At 60.1% G+C, this 13426-nt stretch carries 16 protein-coding genes; 6 read left to right on the top strand and 10 right to left on the bottom strand.

Annotation, left to right across the window (positions count from 1 at the left end):
• Positions 1-40: 40 nt before the first annotated feature.
• The 10 genes from hisC to H096_RS14700 all read right to left on the bottom strand — a co-directional run bounded on the left by hisC (position 41) and on the right by H096_RS14700 (position 8105).
• On the bottom strand, positions 41-1093 hold the full coding sequence (hisC, locus tag H096_RS14745; protein ID WP_033899391.1) for a histidinol-phosphate transaminase: 1053 nt from the start codon (positions 1091-1093) through the stop codon (positions 41-43).
• 3 nt (positions 1094-1096) lie between these two features.
• Positions 1097-2419, bottom strand: a complete 1323-nt coding sequence (gene hisD, locus H096_RS14740) for a histidinol dehydrogenase (RefSeq protein WP_033899389.1) — start codon at positions 2417-2419, stop codon at positions 1097-1099.
• A gap of 128 nt (positions 2420-2547) precedes the next feature.
• Positions 2548-3183, bottom strand: coding sequence for an ATP phosphoribosyltransferase (gene hisG, locus H096_RS14735; RefSeq protein ID WP_003188599.1), 636 nt, complete (start codon positions 3181-3183; stop codon positions 2548-2550).
• A 241-nt stretch (positions 3184-3424) separates the two neighbouring features.
• Positions 3425-4690, bottom strand: coding sequence for a UDP-N-acetylglucosamine 1-carboxyvinyltransferase (gene murA / locus H096_RS14730; RefSeq protein ID WP_010213103.1), 1266 nt, complete (start codon positions 4688-4690; stop codon positions 3425-3427).
• A 23-nt stretch (positions 4691-4713) separates the two neighbouring features.
• A complete protein-coding gene (locus H096_RS14725; RefSeq protein WP_003188597.1) occupies positions 4714-4953 on the bottom strand; it encodes a BolA family protein in 240 nt (79 codons plus the stop codon).
• A gap of 114 nt (positions 4954-5067) precedes the next feature.
• On the bottom strand, positions 5068-5373 hold the full coding sequence (locus H096_RS14720; protein WP_033899385.1) for an STAS domain-containing protein: 306 nt from the start codon (positions 5371-5373) through the stop codon (positions 5068-5070).
• Positions 5370-6020 carry an ABC transporter substrate-binding protein gene (locus H096_RS14715; RefSeq protein ID WP_033899382.1) on the bottom strand — a complete coding sequence of 217 codons (651 nt, stop codon included), beginning with the start codon at positions 6018-6020 and terminating at the stop codon, positions 5370-5372. Before H096_RS14715 ends, H096_RS14720 begins: the two co-directional genes overlap by 4 nt.
• A gap of 11 nt (positions 6021-6031) precedes the next feature.
• Positions 6032-6499 (bottom strand): outer membrane lipid asymmetry maintenance protein MlaD, encoded by a 468-nt coding sequence (mlaD, locus tag H096_RS14710; protein WP_003171814.1) that lies wholly within the window; start codon positions 6497-6499, stop codon positions 6032-6034.
• Positions 6499-7296: a lipid asymmetry maintenance ABC transporter permease subunit MlaE gene (gene mlaE / locus H096_RS14705; protein ID WP_010213107.1), complete on the bottom strand. Its 798-nt coding sequence runs from the start codon at positions 7294-7296 to the stop codon at positions 6499-6501. Before mlaE ends, mlaD begins: the two co-directional genes overlap by 1 nt.
• Positions 7296-8105, bottom strand: coding sequence for an ATP-binding cassette domain-containing protein (locus tag H096_RS14700; RefSeq protein ID WP_003171811.1), 810 nt, complete (start codon positions 8103-8105; stop codon positions 7296-7298). Before H096_RS14700 ends, mlaE begins: the two co-directional genes overlap by 1 nt.
• Before the next feature lie 297 nt (positions 8106-8402).
• Between H096_RS14700 and H096_RS14695 the strand changes: the two genes are divergently transcribed.
• The 6 genes from H096_RS14695 to H096_RS14670 all read left to right on the top strand — a co-directional run bounded on the left by H096_RS14695 (position 8403) and on the right by H096_RS14670 (position 13407).
• Positions 8403-9377 carry a KpsF/GutQ family sugar-phosphate isomerase gene (locus H096_RS14695; protein ID WP_033899378.1) on the top strand — a complete coding sequence of 325 codons (975 nt, stop codon included), beginning with the start codon at positions 8403-8405 and terminating at the stop codon, positions 9375-9377.
• On the top strand, positions 9378-9902 hold the full coding sequence (locus H096_RS14690) for an HAD family hydrolase (protein WP_010213109.1): 525 nt from the start codon (positions 9378-9380) through the stop codon (positions 9900-9902).
• 8 nt (positions 9903-9910) lie between these two features.
• Positions 9911-10483: an LPS export ABC transporter periplasmic protein LptC gene (lptC, locus tag H096_RS14685; RefSeq protein WP_033899375.1), complete on the top strand. Its 573-nt coding sequence runs from the start codon at positions 9911-9913 to the stop codon at positions 10481-10483.
• Complete coding sequence (gene lptA / locus H096_RS14680; protein ID WP_033899372.1) at positions 10470-11003, top strand: lipopolysaccharide transport periplasmic protein LptA; 534 nt, start codon at positions 10470-10472, stop codon at positions 11001-11003. The genes lptC and lptA overlap by 14 nt, the downstream gene beginning before the upstream one ends.
• Positions 11003-11728 (top strand): LPS export ABC transporter ATP-binding protein, encoded by a 726-nt coding sequence (gene lptB, locus H096_RS14675; protein WP_003171806.1) that lies wholly within the window; start codon positions 11003-11005, stop codon positions 11726-11728. Before lptA ends, lptB begins: the two co-directional genes overlap by 1 nt.
• A 185-nt stretch (positions 11729-11913) precedes the next feature.
• Entirely contained in the window at positions 11914-13407 is a 1494-nt protein-coding gene (locus H096_RS14670) for an RNA polymerase factor sigma-54 (RefSeq protein WP_016974289.1), read from the top strand.
• Positions 13408-13426 lie beyond the last annotated feature (19 nt).

The following is a 13426-nucleotide window of genomic DNA, read 5'->3' as shown; positions in this document are numbered from 1 at the left end:
GGGAGCCCACAGGCTCCCATTTTTGTTTCAAGCGTCGGTGTTACAGCTCACCAAGGCCATCGATCAACGCCTGGTTCTGCTCCGGCGTACCAATGCTGATCCGCAGGAACTGCGCAATCCGCGCCTGCTTGAAGTGCCGCACGATCACACCTTGCTCGCGCAATTTGGCCGCCAGGCCGGCAGCGTCGTGCTTGGGGTGACGAGCAAAGATAAAGTTCGCTGCCGACGGCAACACTTCAAAGCCCTTCGCCTCCAACTGCCCGACCACCTTGTCGCGGCTGTCGATCACCAACTGACACGTCTTGTCGAAATACTCACGGTCCTCGAACGCCGCCGCCGCACCGACAATCGCCAGGCGATCCAGCGGATAGGAGTTGAAGCTGTTCTTGACGCGCTCCAGCGCCTCGATCAGGTCCGGATGGCCCACGGCCAGGCCCACGCGCAAACCGGCCAGTGAGCGCGATTTGGACAGGGTCTGGGTCACCAGCAGGTTCGGGTAACGGTCCACCAGGCTGATCGCGGTTTCGCCGCCGAAGTCGATATAGGCTTCATCAACCACCACCACCGAATCCGGGCTGGCCTTGAGGATCTGCTCGACCGCATCCAGCGCCAGCACGGTGCCGGTCGGCGCGTTCGGATTGGGGAAAATGATCCCACCGTTGGGCTTGGCGTAGTCCGCCACACGAATCTGGAACTGCTCGTTCAGCGGCACCGGGTCGGATTGAATGCCATAAAGGCCGCAATACACCGGGTAGAAGCTGTAGCTGATGTCCGGGAACAGCAGCGGCAGGTCGTGTTGGAACAGGCCGTGGAAGATATGGGCCAGGACTTCGTCGGAACCGTTGCCGAGGAACACCTTGCTAGCATCGATCCCGTAATACTTGGCGACTGCCTGCTTGAGCAGGTCGCTGTTGGGGTCCGGGTACAGGCGCAGGTTGTCGTTCAACTCCGCCTGCATCGCCGCCAACGCCTTGGGCGATGGGCCGTAGGGGTTTTCATTGGTGTTGAGCTTGACCAGTTTGGTCAGCTTGGGTTGCTCGCCGGGCACGTAAGGCACGAGGTCCTTGACGAAAGGGCTCCAGAATTTGCTCATGTCTCAGTTCCCCTTCTCTTCAAGGATGCGGTATTCGGCGCTACGGGCGTGGGCGCTCAGGGATTCACCACGGGCCAGCACCGAGGCGGTCTTGCCCAGCTCGGAGGCACCCTGTGGCGAACAGAAGATGATCGATGAACGCTTCTGGAAGTCATACACCCCCAGCGGCGACGAGAAACGCGCAGTGCCGGACGTCGGCAGCACGTGGTTCGGGCCCGCGCAGTAGTCGCCCAGGGCTTCGCTGGTGTGGCGGCCCATGAAGATCGCACCGGCATGGCGGATCGACGGCAGCCAGGCTTGTGGATCGGCGACGGACAGCTCCAAGTGCTCCGGCGCGATGCGGTTGGCCACTTCGATGGCCTGCTCCATGTCACGCACCAGGATCAACGCGCCACGGCCATTGATCGACTTCTCGATGATCTCGGCGCGGTCCATGGTCGGCAGCAACTTGTTGATGCTGGCGGCGACCTGGTCGAGGAACGCGGCGTCCGGGCTGACCAGGATCGCCTGGGCGTCTTCGTCGTGCTCGGCCTGGGAGAACAGGTCCATGGCGATCCAGTCCGGATCGGTTTGGCCGTCGCACACCACGAGGATTTCCGACGGGCCGGCGATCATGTCGATACCGACCTGGCCAAACACGTGACGCTTGGCGGTGGCGACGTAGATATTGCCAGGGCCGACCACCTTGTCGACCTTCGGCACGCTTTCGGTGCCATAAGCCAAGGCGGCGACGGCCTGGGCGCCACCGATGGTGAACACGCGGTCGACACCGGCGATGCAGGCGGCGGCCAGCACCAATTCGTTGATTTCACCACGCGGAGTCGGCACCACCATGACCACTTCGGTCACGCCTGCCACTTTGGCCGGGATGGCGTTCATCAATACCGACGACGGGTAGGAAGCTTTACCGCCTGGCACGTACAAGCCGGCACGGTCCAGCGGCGTGACCTTCTGGCCCAGCACGGTGCCGTCGGCCTCGGTGTAGCTCCAGGAGTCTTGTTTCTGCTTTTCGTGGTAGCTGCGCACCCGTGCCGCCGCGACTTCCAGGGCTTCGCGCTGAGGTGCAGTGATGCGCGTCAGGGCCAGCTCCAGGCGTTCGCGGGGCAGGATCAGGTCGGACATCGACGCGACGTCCAGGCCATCGAACTGGCGGGTGAAGTCCACCAGCGCCGCATCACCGCGCTCGCGTACGGCCTTGATGATGTCGAGCACTCGCCCGTTGACCGACTCGTCGGACACGCTTTCCCAGCTCAGCAGATGATCCAGATGATGGGCGAAATCCGGGTCGGCAGCGTTGAGTCGGGCAATTGCAGTGGACGTGGTCATAGCGAGGGCCTCAATAGAATTGGCAAAAACTCAGGCGCCCTAAACTAGCAGTCGTTTCCGCTTGGGCACCTGAGAATTCTGGCTATGAGGCGGATAGACGGGCGCAGCCTTCCGGCTACGCGGGTAAGTCAACCGCGGTGTCGCGACTCCACTGCCTTGCGCAGGGTGTCGATCAACGCCTGGATACGGGCGTGCTGCATCTTCATCGAGGCTTTGTTGACGATCAGGCGGGAGCTGATGTCGGCAATGAAGTCTTGCGGCTCGAGGCCGTTGGCACGCAGGGTGTTGCCGGTGTCGACCACGTCGATGATCTTGTCAGCCAGGCCGATCAGCGGCGCCAGCTCCATCGAACCGTAGAGTTTGATGATGTCGACCTGACGACCCTGTTCGGCGTAGTAACGCTTGGCAACGTTGACGAACTTGGTCGCGACGCGCAGGCGGCCTTTAGGCTCGACGTCGCCAACACGGCCGGCGGTCATCAGCTTGCACAGGGCGATACGCAGGTCCAACGGCTCGTACAGGCCCTGGCCGCCGTATTCCATCAGCACGTCCTTACCGGCGACACCGAGGTCGGCCGCGCCATGTTCAACGTAGGTCGGCACGTCGGTAGCCCGCACGATCAACAGGCGAACGTCGTCCTGGGTCGTGGGGATGATCAGCTTGCGGCTCTTGTCCGGATTCTCGGTCGGCACGATGCCCGCTTCAGCCAGAAGCGGCAAAGTGTCGTCAAGGATGCGGCCCTTGGACAGTGCGATGGTCAACATGGGAAACGTCAGTCCTTCATCAGGCTATTGCTGCCCGGTCGCAAACGGCGCCGGACACAGATCGAGGCCATGACAGCCTCGATTTGGAACAAATTCAGCTAACAGCAAGCACAGCCCTGTGGCGAGGGAGCTTGTCGAAACGTCGAACCGTCCCGCTGGGTCGCGAAGCGGCCCCAAAAATCTTGGGAGCGCTTCGCACTCCAGCGGGAGCAAGCTCCCTCGCCACAGGTCACTCCGGGGACTAGCCCGGTACGCGGCGGATTTTTGCGCCGAGCATCTGCAGTTTTTCCTCGATGCACTCGTAGCCACGGTCTATGTGGTAGATGCGGTCGATCAAGGTGTCGCCTTCGGCGATCAGCGCCGAGATCACCAAGCTGGCCGAAGCCCGCAGGTCGGTGGCCATCACTGGCGCGCCCTTGAGTTTCTCGGTGCCGGTGACGATGGCGGTGTTGCCTTCGACCTGGATCTTCGCGCCCATGCGGTGCAGTTCATACACGTGCATGAAGCGGTTTTCGAAGATGGTCTCGATCACGGCACCGGTGCCTTCAGCAATGGCGTTCAACGAGATGAACTGCGCCTGCATGTCGGTCGGGAACGCCGGGTACGGAGCGGTTCGCACGTTGACGGCTTTAGGACGCTTGCCGTGCATGTTCAGCTCGATCCAGTCTTCGCCAGTAGTGATTTCGGCACCGGCTTCGCGCAGTTTTTCCAGGACCGCTTCCAGGATGGTCGGATCGGTGTCCTTGACCTTGACGCGGCCACCGGTCACGGCGGCGGCAACCAGGTAGGTGCCGGTCTCGATGCGGTCCGGCATCACTTTGTAGGTTGCGGTGTGCAGGCGCTCTACACCATCGATGGTGATGGTGTCGGTGCCGGCACCGGAAACCTTGGCACCCATGGCGTTCAGGAAGTTGGCCAGGTCGACCACTTCCGGCTCGCGCGCGGCGTTCTGCAGCACGCTGCGGCCTTTGGCCAGGGCAGCGGCCATCATGATGTTCTCGGTACCGGTCACGCTGACGGTATCAAAGAAGAAGTTCGCGCCACGCAGGCCGCCTTCCGGCGCCTTGGCCTTGATGTAGCCGCCTTCGACGTCGATGACTGCGCCCATGGCTTCAAGGCCACGGATGTGCAGGTCCACCGGACGCGAGCCGATGGCGCAACCGCCAGGCAGGGCGACTTCGGCTTCACCGAAACGGGCAACCATAGGGCCCAGCACCAGGATCGACGCACGCATGGTTTTCACCAGTTCGTACGGGGCGATCAGGGTCTTGATGGTGCGCGGGTCGATTTCGACGGCCAACTTCTCGTCGATCACCGGCTCAATGCCCATTCGACCGAACAGCTCGATCATGGTAGTGATGTCGTGCAGGTGCGGCAGGTTGGCCACGGTGACCGGGCCATCGCACAGCAGGGTCGCTGCCAGGATCGGCAAGGCGGAGTTTTTTGCACCGGAGATGCGAATCTCGCCATCAAGGCGGGCACCGCCGGTAATAATCAATTTATCCATAAGAATCTCGACGCCTTGGGGGCTCAGGTGCGCTCGGCCCAGGCCGCGCGGCTGAAAAATTTCATAGTGACCGCATGGATGCTGCCATCGGTGATCCACGGGTTCAAATGGGCATAGATCTGCTGTTGACGCTTGACCGGGCTCAATGCCGCCAGTTCATCGCTAATCACGTTCAGCTGGAAGTTGCAGCCTTCGCCTTCAACTTCAACGGTCGTTTCCGGCAGCTTTCCTTCAAGAAAGCTCTTAACTTCTAGGGCCTGCATGCTCAACCTCTATCGGCGCCCAGTGCGCGCGGGTCGCACATCATACAAAAAAGCCCCGCGCCTGCGAACCCCGCATAGCAGGACTCTGACGGGGGGCCTCTCTAATAATGTGTATTAAGGATGCGCCAGCAGCTCGGTCAACCCGGAAACTTCGGCGATTTCACGCATGTCTTCGGGCATTGCACGAATGCTGACCGGCTTTTTGGCCGCCTCAGCATCGCGTAAGAAGCACAGCAGCAACGACAAACCCACGCTGCTGGACTTGGTCACCGCCGAACAATCCAGCACCAGCGCGGGGGCGGAGCTGGTCTTGATCAGTGCCTGACCCTGCTTGCGCAGGTCAGGCCCCGTGCGGTAATCCAGCACGCCGCTGATGAACAGCTCGCCGGCATCGCCTAGACGAACAGCCGCCTCGGTCATTGCGCAGGCTTCCCGGCAGCTTGTTTGTCGGTTTCTTCCTTGGCCTTGGCGACTTCACCGGCCCAACCATTGATGGTCTTGTCCAGGTCGTTGCCATTGCGCTGCATGGCGTCGGCGAACTGATCACGGAACAGCTTGCCGATGTTGATACCGTTGATGATCACGTTACGCAGCTTCCACTCGCCGTTGACCTTCTCCAGGGTGTACTGCACCGGGTAGACGGCGCCGTTGTTGCCCTTGACGCTCATGTTGACGCTGGTGCGATCACCGGACTCATCACCGGCGGGAGCGACGGTAATGCCCTGGTTGTTGTACTCAAGCAGCGCATTGCCATAGAACTGGAACAGGCCACGCTTGAAGTTTTCCTGGAAGGTCTGCATCTGCGCCGGGGTCGCCTTGCGCGAATACTTGACGGTCATGATACTGCGGGAAATGCCCTCGGCATCGACGACCGGGCCGACAATGGTGTTGAGCGCGTCATAGAACTTACTCGGATCTTGCTTGTACTGCTCTTTATTGGCAGTCAGGTCAGCCAGCATTTTGCTGGTCGTGTCCTGCACCAGGTCGTGGGCAGAACCTGCAGCGTTAGCCATCAGCGGCAGCGCTGCCAACAACACCAGCAGGCCACGTCGCAAGGTAGAGATCATGAACAGATTCCTCATTTGGCGTCTTTATTGACCGTATTAAGCAGGAATTTACCGATCAGGTCTTCAAGCACCAGCGACGACTGTGTGTCGTGGATTGTCGAGCCATCCTTGAGCAGGGCTGTTTCCCCACCCACGCTGACACCGATGTATTTTTCGCCCAGCAGACCCGCAGTGAGGATAGATGCAGTGGAGTCAGTCGGCAGATTATCTACCTTCTTGTCCAGTTGCATGGTCACTCGCCCGGTGAAGCTGTCGCGGTCCAGATCGATTGCCGTGACCTTGCCGATGGTCACACCGGCCATGGTCACTTTAGCTCTGACAGTCAAACCGGCGATATTGTCGAAGTAAGCGTAAAGTTTATAAGTATCGGCGGTGGGGCTCGCCGACAGGCCACTGACGCGCAGGGCCAACAACAATAAAGCCAGGATGCCAGCCAGCAAGAAAAGGCCGACACCGATTTCTACAGTGCGGTTTTGCATCAGAAATCTCCAAACATCAAGGCGGTCAAAATGAAGTCAAGGCCCAGTACCGCCAGCGAGGCGTACACAACGGTCTTGGTGGTGGCGCGACTGATCCCTTCTGAAGTGGGCTCACAGTCGTAGCCTTGGAATACGGCGATCCAGGTGACGACGAAGGCGAAGACGATGCTCTTTATGATGCCGTTGAGCACGTCACCGCTGAAGGTCACGCTGTTTTGCATGTTGGCCCAGTAGGAGCCGTCGTAGACGCCCAGCCAGTCCACCGCCACCCACGAACCGCCCCAGATACCCACCACGCTGAAGATCATCGCCAGCAGTGGCAGGGAAATGAAGCCGGCCCACAGGCGTGGGGCAACAATGTACTTGAGCGGGTCCACGCCGATCATTTCCAGGCTGGACAGCTGTTCGGTGGACTTCATGTTGCCGATTTCGGCAGTCAGCGCCGAACCCGCACGCCCGGCGAACAGCAAGGCGGTCACCACCGGCCCCAGTTCACGCAACAGCGTCAGGGCGACCATCTGCCCGACCGCTTGCTCCGAACCGTAGCTGGAAAGAATATTGAAGCCCTGCAACGCCAGCACCATGCCGATGAACACCCCGGAGACCACAATGATCACCAGGGACATCACGCCGACCGAATGCAGCTGCTTGATAAGCAGGCCAAAGCCGCCACCAATGCCGCCGCGACCGAGCAGGGCGTGGAACAGGAAAATCGTCGAACGGCCGAGCACTTCGACAATGTCGATACCCGAGCGACCGAAAAGGCGAACCTTCTCGATAAGAGATGTCTTGCGCATCAGCGCTTCCCCAGAAGATCTGAGCGGTAATCCGCTGCCGGAAAGTGAAAAGGCACCGGGCCATCGGGATCGCCGGTCATGAATTGGCGAATGCGCGGGTTGTCGGCGTTCATCAGCTCTTCAGGCGTGCCCTGCCCCAGCACCTGGCCATCGCCGACGACATAGAGGTAATCGGCAATGCTCGCGGTTTCTGCAAGGTCATGGGAGACCACGATGCTGGTGATACCCAGCGCATCATTGAGCAGGCGGATCAAGCGCACCAGCACGCCCATGGCGATGGGGTCCTGGCCGACAAAGGGCTCGTCATACATGAGGATTTGCGGGTCGAGGGCGATGGCGCGCGCCAGGGCCACACGGCGCTTCATGCCGCCGGACAGTTCGTCAGGCATCAGGTCGATGGCACCGCGAAGCCCTACGGCCTGCAGTTTCAGCAACACAATGTCACGAATCATTTCATCGGACAGTTGGGTATGCACCCGCAGCGGAAAAGCCACGTTCTCGAACACGTCGAGGTCGGTAAACAGCGCACCGCTCTGGAACAGCACGCCCATATGCTTGCGCGCATCGAACAGGTCGCTGCGCGACAGCGTCGGCAGGTTCTGGCCATTGACCCACACTTCGCCGGCACTGGGCCGCAATTGCATGCCCATCAGGCGCAACAGGGTGGTCTTGCCGCAACCGGAAGGCCCCATGATGCCCGTGACCTTGCCGCGCGGAATGCGGATATCGACGTTATTGAAGATGCTGCGCGTCCCGCGCTTGAAGGTCAGTCCCTTCAGCTCGACCGCGTAGGCGTTATCGGCACTCATCTAAACTCCTTGGGATGCAGCCTCTCACTCAGACACCACGCTTGCGACAAACGTTTGCAACCGTTGTGCAATAGTTGGCACGTGGGCTGGGCGGACCGAACTGGCGGCGAACTATATCACTGCTGGTACAAGGCGCCCAAGGCCGGAACAGCGCTTGTTCAGATTGGGGACAGGGAAAAATCGTTGCTTAGGATGAATCTCAGGCGCATTGCGAACAAACCCTGACGAACTAGCGTGAGGGAATTGATCATTACCGCTATAATCGCCGACTTTTCGTCAGGCTATACGATTTCAGACATGAGCCAATCCAGCGACCTTATTCAATCCGCACAACGCACCATCCGCCTCGAGCTTGAAGCCGTAGAAGGCTTGCTGGCGCATATCGACGCAGATTTCGTACGCGCCTGCGAGATGATTCTGGCCAGCAAAGGCCGCGTTGTCGTGGTCGGCATGGGCAAGTCGGGCCACGTCGGCAACAAGATCGCCGCCACCTTGGCCAGCACCGGGACCACCGCTTTTTTCGTGCACCCGGCCGAAGCCAGCCACGGCGACATGGGCATGATCACCAAGGATGACATTATCCTGGCGCTGTCCAACTCCGGCACAACCAACGAAATCGTGACCCTGCTGCCGCTGATCAAGCGCCTGGGCATCCAGATGATCAGCCTCACCGGCAATCCGGATTCGACGCTGGCCAAGGCCGCCGAAGTGAACCTGAATGTTCACGTGGCCCACGAAGCCTGCCCGCTGAACCTGGCACCTACCTCCTCCACCACCGCCGCACTGGTGATGGGCGACGCCCTGGCCGTGGCGCTGCTGGAAGCCCGCGGGTTTACCGCGGAAGACTTCGCGTTTTCCCATCCGGGTGGCGCCTTGGGCCGTCGCCTGCTGTTGAAAGTGGAAAACGTCATGCATTCCGGTGATGAATTGCCCCACGTCCAGCGCGGCACCTTGCTGAAGGACGCGCTGATGGAAATGACCCGCAAGGGCTTGGGCATGACCGTGATCCTGGAAGCCGACGGCCGCCTGGCCGGGGTCTTCACCGACGGCGACCTGCGTCGCACCCTGGACCGCACCATTGATATCCACACCGCCACCATCGACGCGGTGATGACCCCCCACGGCAAGACCGCCCGTCCCGAGATGCTGGCAGCCGAAGCCTTGAAAATCATGGAAGACCACAAGATCGGCGCACTGGTGGTGGTCGATGGCAATGACCACCCGATCGGCGCCCTGAACATGCACGACTTGCTGCGTGCGGGAGTGATGTAAATGACCAGCGACCTGCTGCAACGCGGCAAGAACATCAAACTGGCGATTTTCGACGTTGATGGCGTGCTGACCGATGGCCGCCTGTACTTCCTCGAAGACGGCAGCGAATTCAAGACGTTCAACACCCTCGACGGCCAGGGCATCAAGATGCTGATGGCGTCGGGCGTGCAAACGGCGATTATCAGCGGCCGGAAAACCCCCGTTGTGGAACGCCGCGCACAAAACCTGGGGATTCCTCACCTGTATCAGGGCCGCGAGGATAAACTGGTGGTTCTGGACGAGCTTCTTGGCCAACTCAACCTAAGCTATGAGCAGGTCGCCTATTTGGGCGATGACCTGCCAGACCTGCCGGTGATCCGTCGAGTGGGCTTGGGCATGGCCGTCGCCAATGCGGCGGCGTTTGTTCGCGAGCACGCCCATGGCATCACCACCGCCCGTGGCGGCGAAGGTGCCGCCCGCGAGTTCTGCGAGCTGATTCTGCGTGCCCAGGGCAGCCTTGAAGCGGCCCACGCCGCCTACTTATAGAGCGTTTTATGCTGAGCAAAAAGATTCGCAACTTCCTGCTATTCGGGGTCATCGCCGCGCTGTTCCTGGCGGTGGGCTACTGGAATATCAGCCCGGAGCGCTTTCTCGACCAGCCTGCTGCGCAGGTTGACGAGGGGGCTATCGACTATTACGCCACCAATGCCAAGAGCGTGCAGTTCCTGCCCGACGGCAAGGTGCAGTACGAGATGACCTCGGACAAGGTCGAGCACGTCAAGGCCAGCGAAATCACCCTGCTGACCAACCCGGACATGAATATTTACCGCGGCACCGAGTTCCCGTGGCACGTCACCAGCAAGCGTGGCGAGGTCAACCCGGACGGTACCGAGGTGGAACTGATCGACTCGGTGCGCGTTGCGCGCACTGACGATAAAAATCGTGAGACCGTGATTACCAGCAGTCGCATGACCGTATTCCCGCAGAAGCAATATGCGCAGACCGAGCAAGACGTTAGAATCGACGGCGCTGGCGGTGTATCGACTGGCAAGGGAATGAAAGCGTATTTGAAAGAAAGCAGGATACACCTGCTATCGAACGTAAGAGGACAGTATGAGGCTCGTTAAAACTCTCCCTATTTTGCTCGGCCTGGGCGCAGCACTGGGAAGCGTGAGCGCCTGGGCTCTGCCGAACGATAGCCAGCAGCCGATCCACATCTCGGCCGACGATGCGCAGCTGGATGACAAGCAAGGCGTTGCCACCTACACCGGCGGCGTGATCATCACCCAGGGTTCGATGAAAATCACCGGTAATACCGTGACGCTTACGCGCACCAAGACCGGCGATATCGATGTCGTGACCTCGGTAGGCAACCTGGCTTACTTCGAACAGAAGCAGTCGCCCACCGACACGGGCCCGATGAAAGGCTATGGCAAGACCATCCAGTACCACGCCCAGCAAAACCGCATCGTACTGATCGACCAGGCCAAGGTGCTCAGCCCCGATGGCAACTCCACGGAAGGTGAGAAAATCACCTATGACACCGTGAAACAGATCGCTAACGCCGGTCGTGCCAATGGCAACAAGGTCACCGCGCCTCGTCCACGCATCGACATGGTTATCCAGCCGAAGAAGAAGGCCGAGTAATGGCAACCCTGAAAGCCCAGCATCTGGCCAAGGCCTATAAAAGCCGTCAGGTCGTGCGCGACGTCAGCTTGTCGATCGACAGCGGCCAGATCGTCGGCTTGCTCGGCCCCAACGGCGCCGGCAAGACCACTTGCTTCTACATGATCGTCGGCCTGGTCCAGGCGGACCAGGGTCGCGTCCTGATCGACGACCTCGACGTGAGCCACCAGCCGATGCACGGCCGTGCGCGCGCCGGTATCGGCTATCTCCCGCAGGAGGCGTCAATCTTCCGCAAACTGTCGGTCGCCGATAACATCATGGCGATCCTCGAGACCCGCAAGGAGCTCGACCGTGATGGCCGTCGCAAGGAGCTGGAGAGCCTGCTGCAGGAATTCCACATCAACCACATCCGCGACAACCTCGGTATGAGCTTGTCTGGTGGTGAGCGTCGCCGTGTAGAAATCGCCCGCGCCCTGGCCACGGCACCCAAGTTCATCCTGCTGGACGAACCGTTTGCCGGCGTTGACCCGATCTCGGTCGGCGACATCAAGCAGATCATCCACCACCTCAAGGCCAAGGGCATTGGCGTGTTGATCACTGACCACAACGTCCGTGAGACCCTCGATATCTGCGAAACCGCGTATATCGTCAACGATGGTCAACTGATCGCCGAAGGTGATTCCGCTACCATCCTGGCCAACGAACTGGTCAAGGAAGTGTACCTGGGTCACGAGTTCCGCCTGTAAACACCGTGGTGTCACGGCCGTTTGCCGAGGTGCGCGGGAGTCAATGAAAACCTCCGGATTTTTATTGTTACCGCGCTCTAGGCAAAGCCCCCGACATCAGGCATATAATTTGCTTATGTTTGGCGCTCACGCGCCCTGTCGTGGATGGCGCATTGCGCCGGCGAATAAGGTGTTAAGCCCCTGCCATGAAACCATCGCTAGTCCTGAGAATGGGCCAGCAGCTGACGATGACACCGCAGCTGCAACAGGCCATCCGCCTGCTCCAATTGTCGACCTTGGACCTGCAACAGGAAATCCAGGAGGCCCTGGAGTCCAATCCGATGCTCGAACGCCAGGAAGAAGGCGACGACTTCGATAACGCAGACCCGCTGGCCGATAACATCGAGCAAAAACCCAATTCCGACGTGCAGGAACCCTCCTATCAGGAAACCGCCCCTACGGTGGATAACCTCGAGGAAGGCGAATGGAACGAACGCATCCCCAACGAGCTTCCTGTCGACACGGCCTGGGAAGACGTCTACCAGACCAGCGCCAGCAGCCTACCCAGCAACGACGATGACGAGTGGGACTTCACCACCCGCACCTCCGCCGGTGAAAGCCTGCAGAGCCATTTGCTGTGGCAACTGAACCTGGCGCCGATGTCGGACACCGACCGTCTGATCGCCGTGACCCTGATCGATTGCATCAACAACCAGGGTTATCTAGACGAGACGCTTGAAGAGATTCTTGAAGCCTTCGACCCGGAACTGGATATCGAGCTGGACGAGATTGAAGCCGTCCTGCACCGCATCCAGCAGTTCGAGCCTGCTGGAATCGGCGCGCGCACTCTCAGCGAATGCCTGCTGCTGCAATTGCGCCAACTGCCAGCCAAGACACCTTGGCTCGCCGAGGCCCAGCGTCTGGTCACCGATTACATCGACCTGCTGGGCAGCCGCGACTACAGCCAGTTGATGCGCCGCATGAAGCTCAAGGAAGACGACCTGCGCCAGGTCATCGAGCTGGTACAGAGCCTCAACCCGCGCCCAGGCTCGCAAATCGAGTCCAGCGAAGCCGAATACGTGGTGCCTGACGTGATCGTGCGCAAGGACAACGAGCGCTGGCTGGTGGAGCTGAACCAGGAGTCGGTGCCACGCCTGCGGGTCAATCCGCAATATGCCGGTTTCGTGCGTCGCGCCGACACCAGCGCCGACAACACCTTCATGCGCAACCAGTTGCAGGAAGCGCGCTGGTTCATCAAGAGCCTGCAAAGCCGCAACGAAACCCTGATGAAAGTGGCCACCCAGATCGTCGAGCACCAGCGCGGCTTCCTGGAGTACGGCGACGAAGCCATGAAACCGCTGGTGCTGCATGACATCGCCGAAGCGGTGGGCATGCATGAATCGACGATTTCCCGGGTCACCACGCAGAAATTCATGCATACCCCACGGGGTATTTATGAACTGAAATACTTTTTCTCAAGCCACGTCAGCACCTCCGAAGGCGGTGAATGCTCGTCCACGGCGATCCGCGCGATCATCAAAAAACTGGTTGCCGCGGAAAATCAGAAAAAGCCATTGAGTGACAGTAAGATCGCTGGTTTACTGGAGGCACAAGGCATTCAGGTCGCCCGTCGAACCGTCGCCAAGTACCGCGAGTCCCTCGGGATCGCGCCTTCCAGCGAGCGTAAGCGTTTGATGTGACGGGCGGGCCACAGCGTTC

The sequence above is a fragment of the Pseudomonas sp. FH1 genome (assembly GCF_000510895.2).
Lineage (GTDB): Bacteria > Pseudomonadota > Gammaproteobacteria > Pseudomonadales > Pseudomonadaceae > Aquipseudomonas > Aquipseudomonas azotoformans_A.
Note: the sequence above shows the minus strand (reverse complement) of the source record. Positions and strands in the feature narration are given on the sequence as shown.